Source organism: Pseudomonas sp. GL_093 (genome assembly GCF_057837605.1).
Genome location: NZ_CM174448.1, coordinates 3438293 through 3459222, shown reverse-complemented (window position 1 = coordinate 3459222; position 20930 = coordinate 3438293). Strand labels below are relative to the sequence as shown.

The following is a 20930-nucleotide window of genomic DNA, read 5'->3' as shown; positions in this document are numbered from 1 at the left end:
GTTAAGTGGGCTTTTTTGTGCGCGACGATCTTTGGCGGTTCACGCCGATGTCTTGCCCTGTCGGTGATCGGCAAAGAACGCCTTGCCCTTGCCGATCCGATCGGAAGCTTTAGGCAGGTTGGCCGCCTGGGTGTCTTGCCCATCGACATACCAGTAGCAATGACTCACTGCCCGAGTGATGCCGACGTAAGCCAGCCGCAGGATCTCGTCTTTCTGTGCGCTGTCGTACGCTTCGCTGTCGCCAGCCTTGCCCAGACCGGCCATGCGGTAGACCTGGTTCTTGTACGGTGAACTGGTCAGGTGCTGACAATCACCCAGCAGGAACACGGCGTCAGCCTGGAGTCCCTTTGCGCTGTGATACGTCAGTTGTTTGAGCCGTCGTGCTTCGTACGGCAAGCTAGAATCCACATTAACTACAGACTGAATATGCTCTTCTATCAATAGCTTATCGCTGCTTTTTCGATAAAGCATCAAGATTGAATCGCCCTTTCTGTAGTGTTCCATCAGGCGCTTGGCCATGCCTTGATCGTCGCGATCGAGAACGTTAACCGGCAACAACGCCTTTGGCTCGCCACTGGCCTTGGCCTTCTTGCCTGCGATCGCCGGCGCCGCACGAACGATGTGTTCGGCCGCATCGATGATGTGCTGATGGCTGCGGTAGTTATCGCTCAGCATCACCTTGGTCGTGCTCGGCGAAGGGAATTCCTTGTTGAATTCCATGAAGTACGTCGGTGAACTGCCCCGCCAGCCATAGATGGACTGCCAGTCATCGCCGACACAAAGCAACGACGAACGCTGTGCACCGCGCCCCACGTGCATGGCCGGGCCGCGACTGCGGATTTCCGTCAGGCTCGCGCGGATCCAGGAAACGATCTGCGGCGATACGTCCTGAAATTCGTCGATCATCAAGTGCGACATCGGCCTGAGCAGCTCATCACTCAGCAGCTTCAGGTTTTCCGGCGAATGTTCGCTGAACAAGGCGAACATCCGGTTGTAGGTCATCACCGGTGGTTTCTGATCGAGTAGGTGATCTTCCAGCGCTCGCCAGTACAGGCTCAAGGCCTCGAAGAAAAACCGGTCGGGGTCGTCCTTGGCAAAACTCATCTGGCCCACGGCAGTGGGTACATCCAGGCCGAGGTTCTCGATAAACCCCGCCGCAGCGACAAAACAGTCCAGTAACGGCGCAGAGCTGAGCTCGCCCTTGACCTTGTAATCGAAGCCCGGCCCGGCACTGGCATCGCCTCCAAGGGACGCCAACACACGCTTTGAAGACTCGTAACTATCCATCCATATCAATGGCTTACGACAGAAAGCTTGAAACAGGGTTCGCTTTACCGCCCATTCCGCGCGCACGCTCAATTTGGCATTGGGGCGGCTGACCTGCGGGTTTTCCCGGGGATCGAACCCCAACACCACCCAAGCGTCCAGGCTCGGAATATAGCCATGACAATGAAACGTTGAGCCGTTGATATCGAACGTCTGGCGCTTCGGCTCGATGCCTTTGATTGGCCAGGCACCCGCGCGAAACCACAAATCTTCGATAGCGTCGCAGAGCTCTTCATCACGCTTGGCGGCCAGTTCGGTCACGGCCATGCGCTTTTGCACGTCCGGGTGATCGCGCTCCAGCTCTTTTAGCTGCAGCGCGTGACGGGACAATGGCTTGATCAATTCGCGAAAGCGCTCATTGCACGTGTGCAGGCTGTGATAGCAAGCGTTGAGTTGCTGGCGCTGGGCGTCGTTGATGCGCAGGTCGAAAGGATTGCTGTCGACCTCCTCATCGCCGCTTTGCGCACGGTGACTGAGGTTTTCGAAGGCTTGCAGCCGCTCGAAGCCCGGCAGGCTGCGAACCATTGGCAGGATTCGCGAATGGAAGGTGCGCACCAGATCACGCGCCTCTTTGAAACTGAGCGACCGGCCCCAGAGTGCAAACAGCTCGATCAGTTTGTTGATGAAGTCTTTGCGCGATTCACGGGTAAAGGTCACTACTGTCATCGAACCCAGCTCGAACCCCAGATAATGGGTCAGCAGCAAAATACGCAACACCAACGTGGTCGACTTGCCCGCACCCGCGCCGGCAATCACCGAGGTCGAGGGTGTGTCGCTGAAGATCATTTTCCACTGCGCGGCACTGGGCTGGGCGTGCGGTGGCAGCAGTCGAGCGACATCCGTCTTCATGCGCTTCTTCAACTCAGCGCTCAACGGCAGACGCCAATCGTCGAACAGATTGTCGTCAACGTTGGGCGGCCGGTGTTCGGTCGAGCGCGAGTCGCGGATCAACAATACCTGTCGGCCTTCCTCCAACCCTTCAAGTTTGCCTTCCTTATAGCCGTAATCCACCCCGGCACTGTGCCCACTGCGAAAGCCGTCCGCCTGGCCGTGCAGCCAGGATGCACGGTGTTGTGCGCGCAGACGCGTCAGGCCGTGACCAAAGAACCGGGCGGCCAGACGCTTGAGCAGCGGCATCTCGGCCAGGGGACGAAGTTCAGGAGGAAGATCGGGGGTGTGTTGCGGCACGCGGGCTGACTCCAGGGTGTGAGGCTGTTGGGGGCTATGGTGTCTGCATTTGCCCTTCAGTTCTAGTGAAATGCTTACAGGTCATTGGCTTATGCGATGAAGTGAAGGTTGGGTGAGAATCTTTCGAGGTGAATTGATATCAGTTTATTCGATTGTATTGAGGCATTTTTTACGCTTTTTATCGATTGATGCTTGATAGATGATGCTCGCCATCAACCACCGGTTCTCAGGCGCTCTGCCCCATGACGAACCTTTTCAGGAGACGATCATGCTTGAACTCAGACCCTTCAAATCCCTGGGCGGCGCCAACCATGGCTGGTTGGATGCTCATCACCACTTTTCGTTCGCCGAATACCATGACCCAAAACGCATGAACTGGGGCAACCTGCGGGTGTGGAACGACGACGTGATTGCCTCTGGCACCGGTTTCCCGAAACATCCGCACCGAGACATGGAAATCATCACTTACGTCCGTGAAGGCGCAATCACTCACGAAGACAACCTGGGCAACAAGGGTCGCACCGAAGCGGGCGACGTTCAGGTCATGAGCGCCGGCACCGGGATCGCCCACAGTGAATACAACCTGGAAGCGACCGAAACCAGGATCTTCCAGATCTGGATCATCCCGAACGAATCCGGTTTGGCACCGTCCTGGGGCGCCAAGCCCTTTCCGAAAGGTCAGCGCGAAGGTTTCGTGACACTGGCAAGCGGCAAGGCCGGCGACGATCAAAGCCTGCGGATTCGAGCCGATGCGCGATTGGTGGCCGCGAACCTGAAGGCCGGTGAGTCCGCCGAGTATCGCCTGGACAATGGCCGTCGCGCCTATCTGGTACCGGCCACCGGCGTCATTGAAGTCAATGGCTTGCGTGCACAAGCTCGAGACGGTATTGCCGTTGCCGATGAGCAGGTGTTGCGGGTGACCGCCATCGAAGACAGTGAAATCGTTCTGGTGGACCTGGCTTAATCGTCAAACGCAGAGCAAAAAAAGGGGCGACCGTCATGGCCGCCCCTTTTTACATTCTGGATTACTTCGCAGAGATCGCGCCGTCCACCAGTGTTTGCGCTTCAGCCACCAATTGCTTGAGGTGTTCATCACTGACGAAGCTTTCAGCGTAGATCTTGTAGATGTCTTCAGTGCCCGACGGACGCGCCGCGAACCAGCCGTTCTCGGTCATGACTTTCAGGCCACCGATCGCCTGATCGTTACCTGGCGCATGGCTGAGGATGCTCTGGATCGCTTCGCCCGCCAATTGGGTCGAGGTGACCTGGTCCGGCGACAATTTGCTCAGCAGTGCCTTCTGCTCAGGGTTGGCCTTGGCATCGACGCGCACCGAGAACGGTTCGCCCAGCTCGTCGGTCAAGGCGCGATAGGCCTGACTTGGGTCGCGACCAGTGCGGGCGGTCATTTCTGCCGCCAGCAGTGCCGGGATCAAGCCGTCCTTGTCGGTGCACCAGACGCTGCCATCCTTGCGCAGGAACGAAGCACCGGCACTTTCTTCGCCGCCAAAGCCCAGAGAGCCGTCGAACAGGCCGTCAGCAAACCACTTGAAGCCGACCGGCACTTCGTACAGACGACGACCGAGACGTTTTGCAACGCGATCGATCAAGCCGCTGCTGACCACGGTTTTACCCACGGCCGCATCGGCGCGCCATTGCGGACGGTTCTGGAACAGGTAGTCGATCGTTACGGCGAGGTAGTTGTTCGGCGCGAGCAAACCACCGGACGGGGTCACGATGCCATGGCGATCGTGGTCCGGGTCGCACGCGAATGCTACGTCGAAGCGCTCTTTCAGACCGATAAGGCCCTGCATGGCGTGAGTGGACGATGGGTCCATGCGGATCTGACCATCCCAGTCGACCGTCATGAAGCGGAAGGTCGGATCGACCTGTTTGTTGACCACTTCCAGATCCAGACGGTAATGCTCGGCAATCGCCGACCAGTAGCGCACCCCGGCTCCGCCCAGCGGATCGACACCCAGACGCAGCTTGGCATCACGGATGGCATCGAAGTCGATCACGTTGATCAGGTCGGCGACGTAGGTATTGAGGTAATCGTGACGATGGGTCGTGCTGGCCTTCAGCGCCTGCTCGTAGCTGATGCGCTTGACGCCAGCGAGCTTGTTGCTCAGCAGTTCGTTGGCCTTGGCTTCGATCCACTTGGTGATGTGGGTATCGGCCGGGCCACCGTTGGTAGGGTTGTATTTGTAGCCACCGCTCTGCGGCGGATTGTGCGACGGCGTGATGACGATGCCGTCCGCCAGGCCCGACGTACGCCCGCGGTTGTAGCAAAGAATGGCGTGGGAAATGGCCGGTGTCGGGGTGTATTCGTCACCTTCGGCGATCATTACTGTCACGCCGTTGGCGGCCAGCACTTCAAGGGCGCTGGCGCCGGCCGGGGTGGACAGCGCGTGGGTGTCGATGCCGACGAACAGCGGGCCGTTGATGCCTTGGGCTTCGCGGTACAGGCAGATCGCCTGGCTGATCGCCAGAACGTGCCATTCGTTGAAACTCAAGTCGAACGAGCTGCCTCGGTGCCCGGACGTGCCAAAAGCTACGCGCTGGGTCGAAATGGCGGCATCGGGCTGGCCGGTGTAATAGGCCGTCACCAGTCGCGGGATGTCGACCAACAGTTCTACCGGTGCCGGTTTGCCCGCAAAAGGACTGAGTGTCATGCAAAACCTCTGAAGTCGAGTGGTTCAGGAATAGGAACGCAGTTTACTGGCAGTTTGACCGCAACGCGATGGGATCGATCCACGAGTGCCAAGGAGGGTGTGCAGCCCCGCTCAATCGATCGACTCAAGACGTAATGCATCCCCTAACAAGCCCATTGCCGCGGCAAGGTCGTGGTCACCGCCGAAGGTGTGACTCAGGCGCAAGTGTTGCGCGTGCAAGCCCTGCAGACTGAACAGCTCTCCCGGTGCGATTACCACCTGGTGCTTGAGCAGGCGCTGAAACACTCGACGTACATCGACCTGGCGCAACGAACGAACCCAGATGGTTGCACCGCCCTGGGGTTCGACAAAGTGCAAGGCATCGCCCAGACGCTCCTGCAACAGCTGCGTCATCTGCACCTTGCGGTCCTTGAGCATGCGCCGTAATACCTGAAGGTGCTGATCGACACGTCCGTTGCCGTACAAGCGCGCGATGGCTTTCTGGCGAATCGGTGACAAGCGGAACGAACGCAGCAGAAAGTACCGTTGCAGTTCAGCACTGAAATGCCGCGACAGCAGATAGCCGTATGGCGCCTCCGGTCCGATGATTTTCTCGAACGTGGAAAACACGATCAGCCGATCGGGGTCCAGCAAGTCGCGAAACCGCTGGCCGGCCGGTTCGAATCCGAGCTCGCCGTAGCAATCGTTTTCCAACACCCAACTGCCATGTCGCTCCAGCAACTGCGCGACGACTTGTCGGTTGTCGTCGGGTGCCAGGCTGCCTCGCGGCATGTTCAGCCCGGATGAAACCATCACCAGCCGCACCGGCTCGGTCTCCAGCAGCTCCTTGAGCCATTCGACGTCCAGGCCACCGCTGGATTGCACCGCCAGCTCGATCACTCGCACCTGTGCAGCCTGGAGCAACCGCAGAATCGCCCAGTCGCACGGCGACTCGACCAACACCGTGGCGTCCTTGAGATTCAACACAGCGATCAGTATTTCCAGCACGCCACGCAGGTCGGCGCCAATATAGACATCGTCGGCATGCCAGCAGCGCAGCGGCGAGGAGGTGTAGCGCGCTGCCAGGGCAATGCGCAACTCCAGCTCGCCGCAAGGTTGCGATGTCGGTTGCGGCTGACGCGGATACTGGCGCAGCAGTTCTCGTTCCAGCAGTAACAACGGACTGTCGAGGGGTTGCAACAACGCCGGTTCATCGGCGCTCAAGACCAGCATTCCGGGACGTCTGGCGTTGACATAAACGGTTTCGAGCAAGTCGTTGCCACTGCTGAGCGTGCTGATGGAGGACACCGGTAACGCGTAATAGCCGGACTTGGCCACCGAATAAACGCGCCCCTCCTTCTCCAGCAGCGAATAAGCGTACTGAATGGTCGAGATCGACACGCTCAGACGCTCCGCCAACTGTCGCAACGAAGGCAGGCGGACTCGCGTGTCACTGACCGGTTCGTTGATCAGGTTAGTCAGATATCGGTACACCGCCTGATACGCGAAGTCAGTTTCTCGTGGCCCTTTCATGGGCGAGGGCCGAATGCCGTGTGAACGTCATCATGCATCGTCAAGAAATCTGTCAAGCCACGCACTTTCAGCGCCCCGCTGACCATTCATCCGCCACCGCCGTGTCGTCGTCATAGTCGGATGCTTCGGCTTGCAAACCCGCGCCGCCGAGAACCGGGGCGCCTGCCCTACCCTCATCCGCAAACACCGGACCCATGCGGTAAAGCTTGCCGATCAAGCTGACAGGCAACCCGCTGACGTCGGTCATCCATTGCAGAACCTGCTCCGGCACCGGATTGCCCTGCATTGCCCGGTGCAAATCAGGCATCGCCACGAGCATGCCGGGGTGGCACTGGCGCAGAAAACGCTCAAGCGCCGCGCCATTCTCGACGAAAGGTGAAAAGAGCAGGCACACCAGTTGAGCCTCGCTCAGGCCAAGGTTTTTTTGAGCCTCGGCCGCTGCCAGCACGCGCTGCTCGGCCAACGTCGCCGGATTGCCGAACGCCTCCACCGCTTGTTCGCACAACCGCTCCGCCAGTTGTTTGCGCCGCATCATCACCAAGGCCCGTTGCAGGTATTCGGCGACACCCGTCTCGTAGCCGCGGTCGTGCACGAAGCACGATTGCAAACCCCGCATGTGTGCAGAGATAGAAAGGCTGACGTACTCGTTGTCGCTGAGCTGAGCCGCCAGTTCGTCAGGTTGAAAACCGAGAAACTCTGTGAGTAGCGGCCAACGCTCTTCCAGGTTGCTGACCAGCATGTCGTGAATGTCGATGTACGTGGTGCGACGACAGGCCTCAAATCGTTCGGCCGGACGCCACGCAACCTGGTCATGCTCAGCATAAAAAGCGCGGTAGCAGTCGCAACCCAGTTCATCGAGCAGCGCGAAAAGCCCCTCGTAGCCGGTTTCGTGGTGGTTTGAGGTCTTGAGCCCGGCCTTGGCGGCAGCACGTTTCAACCCGTCGAGAAACTGCTTCTGCTGACGAGGTGAGTCGCTGCTGATCAATGCATCGACACCGCTGTCCCAGCGAGCTATTTGCCCATAGAACTCGCCGGTGGCCAGATACCCGTCGTCCCACAGATCAAGCGGCCCGTTCCAGGCGCGACGATGGCCAACCATCAAGAGATTGAGCCGATTCGACTCACGGCCGCCTTCGGAAATCGGCGTCAGGTGGTTGAACGGCAGGACTTCCCGGTTATCAACCATCAACACTTCGACCCGAGGATCGTCGTAGAGGAACAAGGCGCTGTAGCTGCGATGGATGTTTTCCAGGGCCGCAGGGCTTGCGTCGTTCAAACGCAAGGATGCCACTCGCAACTGGAATGTCGCGGGTGCCCGGCCGGCGATACTCAGTTGTGCCGCGCGCAGCAGCGCCAGGGTGTAGCAACTGTCGCGGGACCCGGACTGAATCGCCAAGACCTTGTAGTCGCCAATACGCTCCATGCCCCCGGCGGCCACCACCAATCGCTGAATCATCAGCTGCAATGCCGTGCGTTCGGCGCGCGAGAAGAAACTCAGCAATCGCTGCAGCACTTGCTGATAGACATAGTTCATCGCTTGGTCATGGATATTGGTCATCTTTATTTACCTGATGCTTGTAAGTTCGATATCGCGCCAACAACGACACGCATTGCGCAATGGGTTGCTTGCCACGATTGAAGTACTGGACGCTATTGCCAAATGCTAGCACTTAAGCTTTTAGTAATTATTTGAAATAACTAGAAGTCTCCCCTGCTCCCGCCAGAGGCAGGTGGTCGCCAACCCCCGTAGAGCCGGCCTCTTGCGACTGCGAGCGACATCCTAGGAAATGTCCGACAGCGTCCCACAGACAATTAGCACAAGAAATAGAGAAAGAAGTCACCCATGTTTTTTTGGCAACTGTGCAACGACGAACTATTGGTCGGATATGTATTAACAGTGTGTATTGAAAAGTATCAACCTGATACCCAGCCATGACTCATTCCTTGAGATGAAAGTAATCATTCAATTATCAAGGCTTATATGATGATTAGAAGATACAGATTGAGAGCAAAAACCAGTTCAGTTGCTGAACTGACCCATTGATGGGGCAATGGGACGTCTCATTTTGGCAGGTGCTGAAAACAGAAGAGTCCGTGGGCACGGACTCTTGCAGAGGGGGCTTATTTGAAGGGCTTATGCAGGTTCAACCTGGAGGGCGACCCGTTCGCGGCATGGGCATTCGTCCATGTAGCGGTGTGCTTCGACAAACTCGGCAAACGGGAAGACTCGAGTCTTGAGCGGCAGCAGCACGCGGTCGGCGGTCATCTGGTTGATGTCGCGCAAGGCGCGTTGCAGCGCGACCTGGTCCTGGATGATGCCCAGTTCAGGCTTGCCGGTGAAGTTGCCGATGCAGTGCACAAAGAACTGAATGTTCTTCTGGAACGCTGCGCAGGCCGGGAACGGCGTCTGGTTGCCACCTTGCAGGCCGTAAAGCACCAGGCTGCCGCGAGGTGCAAGCACATCGCCAAGCAACGACATCTGTGGACCGCCGAGACCGTCGAACACAACGTCCACGCCACGGTTGTCGGTGATCTTGTTGATCTGCATCAGCAGATCCTGTTCTTCGGTGACGATGACTTTCTCGGCACCCAGGGACAGCAGGTTCTCACGCTCTTCCGCTGTCTTGGTCGCGGCAATGACCCGGATACCCAGCGCCTTGCCCAGTTGTACAAAGGACGGACCGGCACAGTGACTGGCGTCGGTCACCAGGGCGAATTGACCGGGTTTGACCCGTGCCAGATCGACATAAGCGAAGTAAGCGATCAGCAGCGGCGTGTAATGCACACTAGCTTCGATCGGGCTGAGCACGTCCGGGTAACGGGTAAGTGCCGAGCGCGGCAGAACGATCTGTTCGCCGTAGACCGGATAATCGTTGGGGCTTTCAGCCGGGAAGCTGGCGACCTTGTCGCCGACTGCCAGATCATCGACGCCCTCGCCGACCGCCGTCACGACACCGGACATTTCATGGCCAAGGCCTGAAGGCAGACGAGCGTGGGACGAGGCCAGGTTCTGGCGCCAGAGAATGTCGTACCAGCTGATGCCAATCGCCTCGACGCGCACCTGCACTTCACCCGGAGCAGGAAGTGCTGCCGCATGCTCTTCGCATTTGAGCACCTCGGCTGGACCAAACTTGTGAAAACGGATCGTGCGGGACATCGCAAACCTCGTCAAAGTAACCTCTAATGCCATGAACTCTATCCGGGCTTTCTACCCAAGACTATCAGTGGCTATTAATAGTCGACATGCCTGTCATTGATTCCGCAGCGCCGGCGACATCGTCAAATGCCGTGAAAACCGAAGCATCCTTTTCAGGAAAACTGAATTACTCGGTGCAGAGTAGCAGCCTTTCCCCTTAATATTCACGCCGGCCATTGTTCTCATATGGCCGCTCTCGTCAAGCTTGATGACTCTGCCAGGACTCCAGATGAATCGTAATGACCTGCGTCGTGTCGACCTGAACCTGTTGATCGTTTTCGAAACATTGATGCACGAACGCAGCGTGACCCGCGCTGCGGAGAAATTGTTCCTCGGCCAGCCGGCCATCAGTGCGGCCCTCTCGCGCCTGCGCGGGCTGTTCGATGATCCGTTGTTCGTGCGTACCGGCCGCAGCATGGAACCGTCTGCCCGGGCGGTAGAAATCTTCGCCCTGCTCTCGCCTGCACTGGATTCGATTTCCACTGCGGTCAGTCGTGCGGCGGAATTCGACCCGGCGACCAGCACCGCGGTGTTTCGCATCGGTCTGTCAGACGATGTCGAGTTCGCGTTGCTGCCGATGCTGCTCAAGCGCCTGCGCGCCGAATCACCGGGGATCGTGCTGGTGGTGCGTCGGGCCAACTACATCCTGATGCCGAGCCTGCTGGCCTCGGGCGAAATTTCCATCGGCGTCAGCTACACCGCCGACCTGCCGGCCAACGCCAAGCGCAAAGTACTGCGTCGCAGCATGCCGAAGCTGTTGCGGGCCGACACGGTGCCGGGGCCGTTGAGCCTGGATGATTTCTGTGCACGGCCTCATGCGCTGGTGTCGTTCGCGGGCGACCTGAGCGGCTTTATAGATGAAGAACTGGAAAAGCTCGGGCGCAAACGACATGTGGTGCTCGCGGTGCCGCAGTTCAACGGACTCAGCACACTCATCAGCGGGACCGATATCGTCGCGACCGTGCCCGATTACACGGCTGAAGCGTTGACGGCGGCCGGTGGTGTGCGGGCTGAAGACCCGCCGTTGCCGGTGCGCAGTTTTGAATTGCACATGGCCTGGCGTGGGTCGCAGGATAATGATCCGGGCGAGCGTTGGTTAAGGTCGCGGATTCAGATGTTTTTTGGTGATCCGGATAGCCTTGCTTGATCCTGATTTAGCATGCGGGCTTCTGGCCCTATCGCGAGCAAGCTCGCTCCCACATTGGAATGCATTACCCTGTGGGAGCGAGCTTGCTCGCGATAGGCCGCAACGCGGTCTCAAGCTGAACCTTTGCATTCTCCGCAACACTGAATTGTCATCAATCCAATTGATAGCCGCCTAACGAAAGGTGCACGCTAGAGAGCTTGCATCGGACTTATATCATTCCGAATGATAGTTACCTTTGCCTCATTCGATTCGTGCGATACAACCTCGCCGAGCATCATCCGTCCATTCTCAATACATTGGCGGATGCATCCATGGAACAATCACTCAAACATTTACGCTTCCCGTTGGCCCTGTTGGCCGTACTGGTGATGAGCGCCTGCGGCAAGACTCCGGACACGGCCGCCACTATGCCCGCAGCCAAGGTCAGCGTGGCCAAGGTACTGGAACAACCGGTCAATGAATGGGACGAATTCACCGGGCGTCTCGAAGCGCCGGAAACCGTAGAAATTCGTCCACGGGTCTCTGGCCAGATCGATGAAGTGGCCTTCACTGAAGGCGCTTTGGTCAAGAAAGGCGATCTGTTGTTCCAGATCGACCCGCGTCCATTCCAGGCCGAGGTTCGCCGCCTTGAAGCCCTGGTTGCCCAATCCCGCGCCAACGCCACCCGCAGCGAAAACGAATCCCAGCGCGGCGAACGTCTGCGCACCAGCAACGCGATCTCCGCCGAGCTGGCCGACTCGCGCACCAGCGCGGCTCAAGAAGCCCGCGCCGCCGTCGGAGCCCTCCAGGCACAACTGGACCTGGCCAAACTGAACCTGAGCTTCACCCGTGTCACCGCGCCGATCAGTGGTCGCGTCAGCCGTGCGGAGATCACCGCCGGCAACCTGGTGACCGCCGATACCACCGCGCTGACCAGTGTGGTGTCCACCGACAAGGTCTACGCCTACTTCGACGCTGACGAGCGTGTGTTCCTCAAATACACCCAGCTCGCTCGCCAGGGCAAACGCGGTGCTACCACGCCGGTTTACCTCGGCCTCTCCAACGAAGACGGCAACCCGCACCAGGGCGTGATGAACTTCGTCGACAACCAGGTCAACCCGAAAACCGGCACCATCCGCGGTCGTGCCGTGTTCGACAACAGCGACGGCGCCTACACCCCAGGCCTGTATGCACGCTTGAAACTGGTCGGCAGCGGCACCTACTCCGCCGTGCTGATCAACGACGAAGCGGTCGGTACCGATCTGGGTAAAAAGTTCGTGCTGGTGATGGATGCCGACAACAAAACGGTTTACCGCTCGGTCGAGCTCGGTCCGAAGATCGAAGGTTTGCGCATCGTGCGCAGCGGCCTGAGCAAGGACGACACCGTCATCGTCAAGGGTCTGCAACGGGTTCGCCCTGGTTCGCCGGTCACGCCAGAAGTGATCCCGATGGCCAGTGAACAAACCCTCGCGGCACTCGCACAACAACGACAAGCGCTGGAAGCCAGCAACCTGCCCCAAGTCGCACCTGCCAAGGTCGCGCCGGGTTCGGTTGTGAAACTGGCTGCTGCGACACCACGCGGTTAAGGGATCACTACGATGAATTTTTCCCAATTCTTCATTTCACGGCCGATCTTTGCAGCGGTACTGTCACTGCTGATCCTGATCGCCGGCGCCATCTCGCTGTTCCAGTTGCCGATCAGTGAATACCCGGAAGTGGTTCCGCCGACCGTTGTGGTCCGCGCCAACTTCCCGGGTGCCAACCCAAAAGTCATCGGTGAAACCGTGGCTGCTCCACTGGAGCAAGCCATCACCGGCGTCGAGAACATGCTGTACATGTCCTCGCAGTCCACCGCTGACGGCAAGATCACGCTGACCATTACCTTTGCGCTGGGCACTGACCTGGACAACGCACAGGTGCAGGTGCAGAACCGTGTGACCCGGACCGAGCCGAAACTTCCAGAAGAAGTGACGCGCATCGGTATCACCGTGGACAAGGCTTCGCCCGACCTGACCATGGTTGTGCACTTGACCTCGCCGGACAAACGCTACGACATGCTCTACCTGTCCAACTACGCCTTGCTCAACATCAAGGATGAGCTGGCGCGTCTGGGCGGTGTCGGTGACGTGCAGCTGTTCGGCATGGGCGATTACTCGCTGCGGGTCTGGCTCGATCCGAACAAAACCGCTTCGCGTAACCTGACCGCCACTGACGTCGTGACCGCGATTCGTGAACAGAACCGTCAGGTGGCTGCCGGTGCACTGGGTGCGCCACCCGCGCCGAATGCCACCGCCTTCCAGTTGTCAGTCAACACCCAAGGTCGTCTGGTTTCTGAAGAAGAGTTCGAGAACATCATCATTCGCTCCGGCGAAAACGGTGAAATCACTCGCCTGAAAGACATCGCTCGCATTGAGTTGGGTTCCAGCCAATACGCTTTGCGTTCGCTGCTGAACAACCAGCCGGCGGTGGCGATCCCGATCTTCCAGCGCCCTGGTTCCAACGCGATCCAGATCTCCAACGAAGTGCGCGACAAGATGGCGGAGCTGAAGAAGAGCTTCCCGGAAGGCATGGACTTCAGCATCGTCTATGACCCGACGATCTTCGTTCGCGGCTCCATCGAGGCGGTAGTTCACACCCTCTTCGAAGCACTGATCCTCGTTGTTCTGGTGGTGATCCTGTTCCTGCAAACCTGGCGCGCCTCGATCATTCCGTTGGTGGCGGTGCCGGTTTCGCTGATCGGTACGTTTGCCGTGATGCACCTGTTCGGCTTCTCGCTGAACGCCCTGTCATTGTTCGGATTGGTACTGGCCATCGGTATCGTGGTGGACGACGCCATCGTGGTGGTGGAGAACGTCGAGCGAAACATTGGACTGGGATTGACGCCGGTCGAAGCAACCAAACGCGCGATGCGTGAAGTGACCGGCCCGATCATCGCGACGGCACTGGTGTTGTGTGCGGTGTTTATCCCGGCCGCGTTCATCTCCGGCTTGACCGGGCAGTTCTATAAACAGTTTGCCTTGACCATCGCGATCTCGACTGTGATCTCGGCGTTCAACTCGCTGACCCTGTCGCCTGCACTGGCTGCGGTGTTGCTCAAAAGCCACGACGCGCCGAAAGACCGTTTCTCCAAGGTCCTCGACAAGATCTTTGGTGGCTGGCTGTTCCGTCCGTTCAACCGCTTCTTCGACAAGGCCAGCCATGGTTATGTCGGCACTGTAGGCCGGGTTATTCGTAGCAGCGGCATTGCCCTGCTGTTGTACGCAGGCCTGATGGTGTTGACCTTCTTCGGTTTCTCCAGCACTCCGACCGGTTTCGTACCCGGCCAGGACAAGCAATACCTGGTGGCCTTCGCGCAACTGCCGGACGCCTCGAGCCTGGACCGTACCGAAGACGTGATCAAACGCATGTCCGACCTGGCCCTGAAACAGCCTGGCGTGGAAAGTGCGGTGGCCTTCCCTGGCCTGTCGATCAACGGTTTCACCAACAGCCCTAACGCCGGCATCGTGTTTGTGACGCTCAAACCGTTCGACGAGCGTAAAGACCCGAGCATGTCCGCCGGTGCGATTGCCGGTGCGTTGAACGGCCAGTACGCCGGGATTCAAGAAGCCTACATGGCGATCTTCCCGCCGCCGCCGGTACAAGGCCTGGGCACCATCGGTGGTTTCCGCCTGCAGATCGAAGACCGGGGCAACCTGGGCTATGACGAGCTGTACAAAGAAACCATGAACATCATCACCAAGAGCCATAACGTGCCGGAACTGGCCGCTCTGTTCACTAGCTACACCGTGAACGTGCCGCAAGTCGATGCGGCTATCGACCGGGAAAAAGCCAAGACCCACGGCGTGGCCGTCAGCGACATCTTCGACACCCTGCAGATCTACCTGGGTTCGCTGTATGCCAACGACTTCAACCGCTTCGGCCGTACCTACCAGGTCAACGTTCAGGCTGAACAGCAGTTCCGTCTCGAACCGGACCAGATCGGTCAGCTGAAAGTGCGTAACAACAAAGGCGAGATGATCCCGCTGGCGACCTTCATCAAAGTCAGCGACACCTCGGGCCCGGACCGTGTGATGCACTACAACGGCTTCATCACCGCGGAAATCAACGGTGCGGCAGCCCCCGGCTACAGCTCCGGCCAGGCCGAAAAAGCCATCGAGAAACTGCTCAAGGAAGAACTTCCGAACGGCATGACCTATGAATGGACCGACCTGACCTACCAGCAGATTCTGTCCGGTAACACCGCGCTGTTCGTGTTCCCGCTCTGCGTACTGCTGGCGTTCCTGGTACTCGCAGCTCAATACGAAAGCTGGAGCCTGCCACTGGCGGTGATCCTGATCGTACCGATGACTTTGCTGTCGGCCATCACCGGTGTGATTGCTTCCGGAGGCGACAACAACATCTTCACCCAGATCGGCTTGATCGTACTGGTGGGGCTTGCCTGTAAGAACGCGATCCTGATCGTCGAGTTCGCCAAGGACAAACAGCAGGACGAAGGCCTCAGCCCGCTCGCCGCGGTACTGGAAGCTTGCCGTCTGCGTCTGCGCCCGATCCTGATGACTTCCTTCGCGTTCATCATGGGTGTTGTGCCTCTGGTGTTCTCCAGCGGTGCCGGTGCCGAAATGCGTCATGCCATGGGCGTGGCGGTGTTCTCCGGGATGCTCGGGGTGACCTTCTTCGGTCTGTTGCTGACGCCAGTGTTCTACGTATTGATTCGTAACTTTGTGGAGCGCGGTGAAAAGCGCAAAGCGGCCAAGGCCCTGAAACTGGAGGCGCAACAATGAGCCTGAAAGCCTTCCTGCCGAGTCTTCTGGTGCTGGCCCTGAGTGCCTGTGCAGTCGGCCCGGACTACAAGACCCCAGCCACTGAGCCGGCCAACATCACGACCGCCACCGATGGCAGCGCCGGTCAGAAGAACTTCGACCGCTCGCGCTTCGAAGGCATCTGGTGGCAGCAGTTCGAAGATCCGACCCTCAACCAGTTGGTGACTCAATCGCTGCAAGGCAACCGTGATTTGCGCGTAGCCTTCGCTCGCTGGAAAGCGGCGCGGGCAATTCGCGATGACGTCAGCAATGACGCCATGCCGACCATCACCAGTCGCGCCAGCAGTGACCTGGGCAAGGGTCAGATTCCCGGCCAGACCACCAAACGGGTCAATAGCGAACGCTACGACCTGGGCCTGGACATGGCGTGGGAGATCGACCTGTTTGGCCGTATCCAGCGCAACCTGGAATCTGCCGACGCCGAACAGCAAGCGCTCGAAGCCGATCTGTACCAACTGCAAGTCTCGATGATTGCCGAACTGGTGGATGCCTACGGTCAACTGCGCGGTGCGCAGCTGCGGGAAAAGATCGCCCTGGCCAACCTGAACAACCAGCAGGAGTCGCGCAAGATCACCGTCAGCCTGCGTGATGCCGGTGTCGGCGATCAGCTCGATGTGGAGCGTGCCGATGCACGCCTGGCGTCCGTCGAAGCCAGCGTGCCGCAATTGCAGGCTGAACAGGTTCGGGAGAAAAACCGCATCGCCACTCTGTTGGGTGAGCGGCCGGACAAGCTGACCGTCGACCTGAGTCCCAAAGACTTGCCGGCGATCGCCAAGGCCCTGCCGATCGGTGATCCGGGTGAACTGCTGCAACGTCGCCCGGACATTCTCAGCGCCGAGCGCAAACTGGCTTCCGCCACTGCCCGTATCGGCGTGGCCAAGGCTGATTTGTTCCCACGGGTCAGTCTCAGCGGCTTCCTTGGCTTCACCGCCGGGCGCGGTTCGCAAATCGGTTCCTCGGCGGCTAACGCCTGGGCGCTGGGCCCGAGCATTACCTGGGCTGCGTTCGACCTTGGCAGCGTGCGCGCCCGTTTACGGGGCGCCGATGCTGATGCCGAAGGCGCCCTGGCGACCTACGAGCAGCAAGTCCTGTTGGCGTTGGAAGAATCGGAAAACGCCTTTAGCGACTACGGCAAACGTCAACAACGCTTGATCTCGCTGATTCGTCAGAGCGAATCCAGTCGTGCGGCGGCCGACCTCGCCGAAATTCGCTACCGCGAAGGCACGGCGGACTTCCTCGTCCTGCTCGACGCCCAGCGTGAGCGCCTGGCGGCTGAAGACACTCAGGCCCAGGCCGAAGTCGAACTGTATCGCGGCATTGTCGCGATTTACAAAGCCCTGGGCGGTGGCTGGCAACCAGAGACGGTCGCCAGCAAGTAAAGTTTTAACGAGCTCCTTTGGTTGGTCGCAACCAACCAATTCCTTTGCCCTGCGCCTCATTCGGTCGCGGGGCTTTTTTTTGCCGATCCCGATTCAACACATATCCCTGTGGGAGCGAGCTTGCTCGCGATGGCGGCGTGTCAGTCGACATCAATGTTGAATGTCAGTCCGTCATCGCGAGCAAGCTCGGCTCCCACAAAGTTAGTGTGTTGTGTTGCTATCGCGGGTTTCCATGATGGTTACGGTGGCCGTGGTCCCGGCACGCAGTCGGTTTTTGGCCGCGTAATCGGCGTCGATCTGTATCCGCACCGGCACCCGCTGCGCCAGTTTGACCCAGGTGTAACTGGGGTTGATGTTGGCCAGCAGGCGACCGCCGGGCAGGTTCTCCCGGTCGGAAATGGCGAAGGCAATGCTTTGCACAGTGCCGCCAAAAGTTTCGCCGCTCATCAATTCGATCCTGACCCGGTCGCCCTCCTCGATTCGCGGCAACTTTGTTTCTTCAAAATAGCCACTGACATAAAACGAATCGCTGTCCACCAGCGCCAACAGCGCGCCACCGGCCGCGGCATAGTCACCCTGACGGGTCAGCAGGTTGGTGACGTAACCACTGACGGGCGCTTCGACCCGCGTGCGCTGCAAATCCAGTTCGGCTTGGGTCAATGCGGCGATGGCCAATTGCACGTTGGCCTGGGCCAAACCGAGGTTGGCCTGGTTGCGCAACAACTCGGCCTGCGCCACCGCCACTTCCGTGCTGGATTTCTCCCATTCTTCGCCAGAAATCGCAAACCGCTGCTTGAGCGTGCGACGTCGGCGCTCTTCACTCTGACGCTGGCGGAGCAACGCTTCACTGGCGACAATCGTTGCCTCGGACTGGCCAAGGGTGGCTTTTGCCACTTCCACCGAACGCTTGGCATGCTCAACCGCCAGGACATAGCGCGCCGGATCGATTTCCAGCAGCAACTGGCCTTTCTCCACATGCTGGTTGTCCTGCACGCCCAGGCCAACGATGCGCCCCGAGACATCGGCGGACAAAGTCACCACATCGGCACGCACCCGCGCATCGCGGGTCCAGGGGGCGCGGGTGTAATGTTCCCAGGCAAACCAGCCGAGAACAAAGGCCAGCAACACCACCGCCACCGTCGCAAGTCGGGCAAGGATCTTCTTCAAAGCATCAAGCTCCCATGACCAGAATCAGCGTTGCGCAAACGCAGGCGTACAACGCGCCTTCGAACAAGGCTTCATGCCAGACGAACCGCAACACGCCAATGCGGCGCAAGATCCAGTCCAGCACCAGGTAAATCGGTAGCGCCAGCAGTAACGCCTGGGCAATCGGCGGCAAGTAGACGCCACCCAATTCAAAATCAATGGGCAAGGGTCGGCACTCCTTCCGTTTCTGCGGGTTGAAAGTATTTGCGATGTCGCTCCAGAAACGACACCACGATCAACAACGCCACGCGCATCCTGAAGACCGACCACAGGTGTTCATGAACGTCTAAATGGAGGTTGTCCATTTCGTCGCCCAAGACACGCAGATTTCCGAGCAGCTGTTCAAGGTCAATCCCGGGCCGCCCAGCGATCAATCGTCCGGTCTCACGGACAGCAGCGAGCAAACGGTTTTGCTGTTCAGTACTGAGCAACGTGTTGCTTCGCCCCTGTTGTCTGAGCTGGTTCAACGCCACACCCAGTGCCATGCACCCGAGGCTGACTTCGAACAGCTCGCTGGATTGCTTGTCGTTGGTGGCCGGCAACAGTCCCAACATCATGGTCAGGCGATCGACCATGCGGCTTTCAAACGCAAATTGCTGCTCATCGGTGGCCGGCGTCTTCAGCAAAGCGTAGACCTGCTCACAGTTTTCATTGAACAGCCGGCGTATTCGCAAAACGGGCCTGAACGGGAAGATCAAGGCATAGACACTGAGCGCCAGCGCGGCTGCGCAGATATAAGAACCGGCAAACTCGAACCACTGAATGGCACTGTTTTGGCCGATTTCTGTGTTTTGCGGGCCCAACAACAGCATTGTCGTTAGTCCAAGACCAATGCCTGTGCCCGTGGTTGGCGGACTGGACAACCCCACCGCGACGGCATACAGCAATGGGGTTAACAACAAGGCGAGTAACTCGAAGTCACTGATCATCGGTATCAGCAGGAACAGATACAGCGCTGATACCCCCAAGGCCAGACCCAGCCCTCTGGCAAAGCTTTGGCTGGCCAGCAACGGCCGGGGAAAAGTCGCCATCAGCGAACAGAGAATTCCCGCCACGATCATCCCGCCACGCGCCCCGTCCCAACCGGTCTCGATCCAGATCAGGCCGGCCACCAGCAACGCGGTAAATGCGCGGATCGCGTTCATCGCCGCCAGCGTGAAGTCCAGGTGCAGCGGATTGTCCTGGCCGCGAAACATGCTACTGGCCGCACGCCCGTCCTGGATTGCGTCGCTCAGTTCGAGAATCTGACCGAGCTGCTCCAGCATCCGCGCCTGTTCCCAGCGCAGTGCCCAGGCCAGTGAACGCAAGGTGGCTGGCATCGTCTCGGTGAGTTGTTCGGCCTTGTAGGCCTGATCATCAAAACGCTGTTGCAGCGCCGTAAAATGGTGCCGCGCTTCGGTCGATAACGAGCGACCTTGCAGGGCCAATTCATCGAGAAAGACCAGCTCTTCGGCGCGTAATCGCTGTATCTCCTCCGGCAAGGCACCTTTCCAGCGCTCGGCAAGCAGCTCCCGCTGGTGACGCAAAGCCGTCAGCCGCGACGTCAACAACACCAGCTGATTACCCAGCAACTGCACCAACTCATTGGCGCTGCGCAACCGGGGCGCATCGAAATACAAATGCCGCCTTACGCCTTCCAGGGCGCTGATTGCGCCAAGCAGTTGCATCTGGCGACGATGGAAGTCAGCCTCGCTTTCTTCGGTTCGGATGACGGCAGCAGCGTGGGTCGCGAGCAGCTTGATGACCTGATCGATCTTGGCGAAGTAATCTCGGGCCACCGCTTCCGGTCGCGCGGTGAGCAGGCTGACCACGCACACGCAAGCCACCGCCAATAGCGTCTCGGTCACGCGGGTGACGGCGAGAAGGAACGTACCGTCCTGATCGGGTACCGCCAGCAGTGCCACGACCACCGCCGTGTACCCGCTCAAAACAAATGCCTGGGAACTGGTGTAGCGCAACAAGGTGCCGCCGGCGGTACACAGCGCCAGCCACAAGGCCAGGGTGAGGATGAAAGGCAGGGGCGCCTGGGGAAAGATCGCCATGATCAACACCGCCACGACCGCCCCGAGTGTGGTGCCGATGACCTGGCCGAAACTCCGGGCCAAGGCCATGCCGCCCAATGGCTGGCTGACGATGACCACCGCCATGATCGACCACTTGGGCTGCTCAAGGTCGAACAGGAACGCCAGATACAACGTCAGCAGCCCGGCCGCGATGGTCCGCAGGGCGAACAACGCCACGCCGGGCCCGGGGTTGAGTATCGCTTTGAAGTACTGAAGCAGCGGTTGCATGGGAGCGCTCATCGAGTCATCTCCAGCAAGCGTAGTCACTGCCAACGCGCCTCGACGGGTTTCAATGTCGACGCAACCTGTAGGCAAAATCATTGAAAAGCCAGACTGCCTTGAATCGACTGACTTACGTAATGAACTGAGTCTGGGTTTGACTCACAGCCTTGCCTGACCGAAGCTGGCACCTTTGCAACAGCTTGCCAGCTCCCGGATTCCT

The 20930-nt window shown here is 59.1% G+C and carries 13 protein-coding genes; 5 read left to right on the top strand and 8 right to left on the bottom strand.

Annotated features, from left to right (window positions below):
- Positions 1-39 precede the first annotated feature (39 nt).
- Positions 40-2514, bottom strand: a complete 2475-nt coding sequence (locus AC3IUE_RS15960) for a UvrD-helicase domain-containing protein (RefSeq protein WP_489268672.1) — start codon at positions 2512-2514, stop codon at positions 40-42.
- Positions 2515-2782: 268 nt separating this feature from the next.
- Here AC3IUE_RS15960 and AC3IUE_RS15955 point away from each other — a divergent pair, with 268 nt between their 5' ends.
- Positions 2783-3478: a pirin family protein gene (locus AC3IUE_RS15955; protein WP_056743751.1), complete on the top strand. Its 696-nt coding sequence runs from the start codon at positions 2783-2785 to the stop codon at positions 3476-3478.
- A gap of 61 nt (positions 3479-3539) precedes the next feature.
- On the opposite strand, the gene pgm is transcribed toward AC3IUE_RS15955, so the two are convergent.
- From pgm to AC3IUE_RS15935, 4 genes are all read right to left on the bottom strand, one after another.
- Complete coding sequence (pgm, locus tag AC3IUE_RS15950) at positions 3540-5186, bottom strand: phosphoglucomutase (alpha-D-glucose-1,6-bisphosphate-dependent) (RefSeq protein WP_056743729.1); 1647 nt, start codon at positions 5184-5186, stop codon at positions 3540-3542.
- A gap of 111 nt (positions 5187-5297) precedes the next feature.
- Positions 5298-6698: an aminotransferase-like domain-containing protein gene (locus tag AC3IUE_RS15945; RefSeq protein ID WP_489268669.1), complete on the bottom strand. Its 1401-nt coding sequence runs from the start codon at positions 6696-6698 to the stop codon at positions 5298-5300.
- 67 nt (positions 6699-6765) lie between these two features.
- Positions 6766-8256, bottom strand: a complete 1491-nt coding sequence (locus tag AC3IUE_RS15940) for a hypothetical protein (protein WP_489268667.1) — start codon at positions 8254-8256, stop codon at positions 6766-6768.
- 576 nt (positions 8257-8832) lie between these two features.
- Positions 8833-9855, bottom strand: a complete 1023-nt coding sequence (locus AC3IUE_RS15935) for a zinc-dependent alcohol dehydrogenase family protein (protein ID WP_056743735.1) — start codon at positions 9853-9855, stop codon at positions 8833-8835.
- Between the two features lie 268 nt (positions 9856-10123).
- Here AC3IUE_RS15935 and AC3IUE_RS15930 point away from each other — a divergent pair, with 268 nt between their 5' ends.
- From AC3IUE_RS15930 to AC3IUE_RS15915, 4 genes are all read left to right on the top strand, one after another.
- Entirely contained in the window at positions 10124-11041 is a 918-nt protein-coding gene (locus AC3IUE_RS15930; RefSeq protein ID WP_008156370.1) for a LysR family transcriptional regulator, read from the top strand.
- A 311-nt stretch (positions 11042-11352) separates the two neighbouring features.
- Positions 11353-12606, top strand: coding sequence for a multidrug efflux RND transporter periplasmic adaptor subunit MexE (gene mexE / locus AC3IUE_RS15925; protein ID WP_033054979.1), 1254 nt, complete (start codon positions 11353-11355; stop codon positions 12604-12606).
- 12 nt (positions 12607-12618) lie between these two features.
- Entirely contained in the window at positions 12619-15801 is a 3183-nt protein-coding gene (locus AC3IUE_RS15920) for an efflux RND transporter permease subunit (RefSeq protein ID WP_489268664.1), read from the top strand.
- Complete coding sequence (locus tag AC3IUE_RS15915; RefSeq protein WP_489268662.1) at positions 15798-17219, top strand: efflux transporter outer membrane subunit; 1422 nt, start codon at positions 15798-15800, stop codon at positions 17217-17219. The genes AC3IUE_RS15920 and AC3IUE_RS15915 overlap by 4 nt, the downstream gene beginning before the upstream one ends.
- A 201-nt stretch (positions 17220-17420) precedes the next feature.
- Here AC3IUE_RS15915 and AC3IUE_RS15910 read toward each other — a convergent pair whose 3' ends face one another.
- The 3 genes from AC3IUE_RS15910 to AC3IUE_RS15900 are packed head-to-tail and all read right to left on the bottom strand — an operon-like array spanning position 17421 to position 20728.
- On the bottom strand, positions 17421-18386 hold the full coding sequence (locus tag AC3IUE_RS15910) for an HlyD family secretion protein (protein ID WP_489268660.1): 966 nt from the start codon (positions 18384-18386) through the stop codon (positions 17421-17423).
- 4 nt (positions 18387-18390) lie between these two features.
- A complete protein-coding gene (locus AC3IUE_RS15905) occupies positions 18391-18591 on the bottom strand; it encodes a DUF1656 domain-containing protein (RefSeq protein ID WP_046048365.1) in 201 nt (66 codons plus the stop codon).
- Complete coding sequence (locus AC3IUE_RS15900; RefSeq protein ID WP_489268658.1) at positions 18581-20728, bottom strand: FUSC family protein; 2148 nt, start codon at positions 20726-20728, stop codon at positions 18581-18583. Before AC3IUE_RS15900 ends, AC3IUE_RS15905 begins: the two co-directional genes overlap by 11 nt.
- Between the last annotated feature and the right edge of the window lie 202 nt (positions 20729-20930).

Coding starts and splice junctions, on each gene's coding strand:
- AC3IUE_RS15955 (WP_056743751.1), top strand. CDS start 2,783: ATGCTTGAACTCAGACCCTTCAAATCCCTGGGCGGCGCCAACCATGGC.
- pgm (WP_056743729.1), bottom strand. CDS start 5,186: ATGACACTCAGTCCTTTTGCGGGCAAACCGGCACCGGTAGAACTGTTG.
- AC3IUE_RS15945 (WP_489268669.1), bottom strand. CDS start 6,698: ATGAAAGGGCCACGAGAAACTGACTTCGCGTATCAGGCGGTGTACCGA.
- AC3IUE_RS15940 (WP_489268667.1), bottom strand. CDS start 8,256: ATGACCAATATCCATGACCAAGCGATGAACTATGTCTATCAGCAAGTG.
- AC3IUE_RS15935 (WP_056743735.1), bottom strand. CDS start 9,855: ATGTCCCGCACGATCCGTTTTCACAAGTTTGGTCCAGCCGAGGTGCTC.
- AC3IUE_RS15930 (WP_008156370.1), top strand. CDS start 10,124: ATGAATCGTAATGACCTGCGTCGTGTCGACCTGAACCTGTTGATCGTT.
- mexE (WP_033054979.1), top strand. CDS start 11,353: ATGGAACAATCACTCAAACATTTACGCTTCCCGTTGGCCCTGTTGGCC.
- AC3IUE_RS15920 (WP_489268664.1), top strand. CDS start 12,619: ATGAATTTTTCCCAATTCTTCATTTCACGGCCGATCTTTGCAGCGGTA.
- AC3IUE_RS15915 (WP_489268662.1), top strand. CDS start 15,798: ATGAGCCTGAAAGCCTTCCTGCCGAGTCTTCTGGTGCTGGCCCTGAGT.
- AC3IUE_RS15900 (WP_489268658.1), bottom strand. CDS start 20,728: ATGAGCGCTCCCATGCAACCGCTGCTTCAGTACTTCAAAGCGATACTC.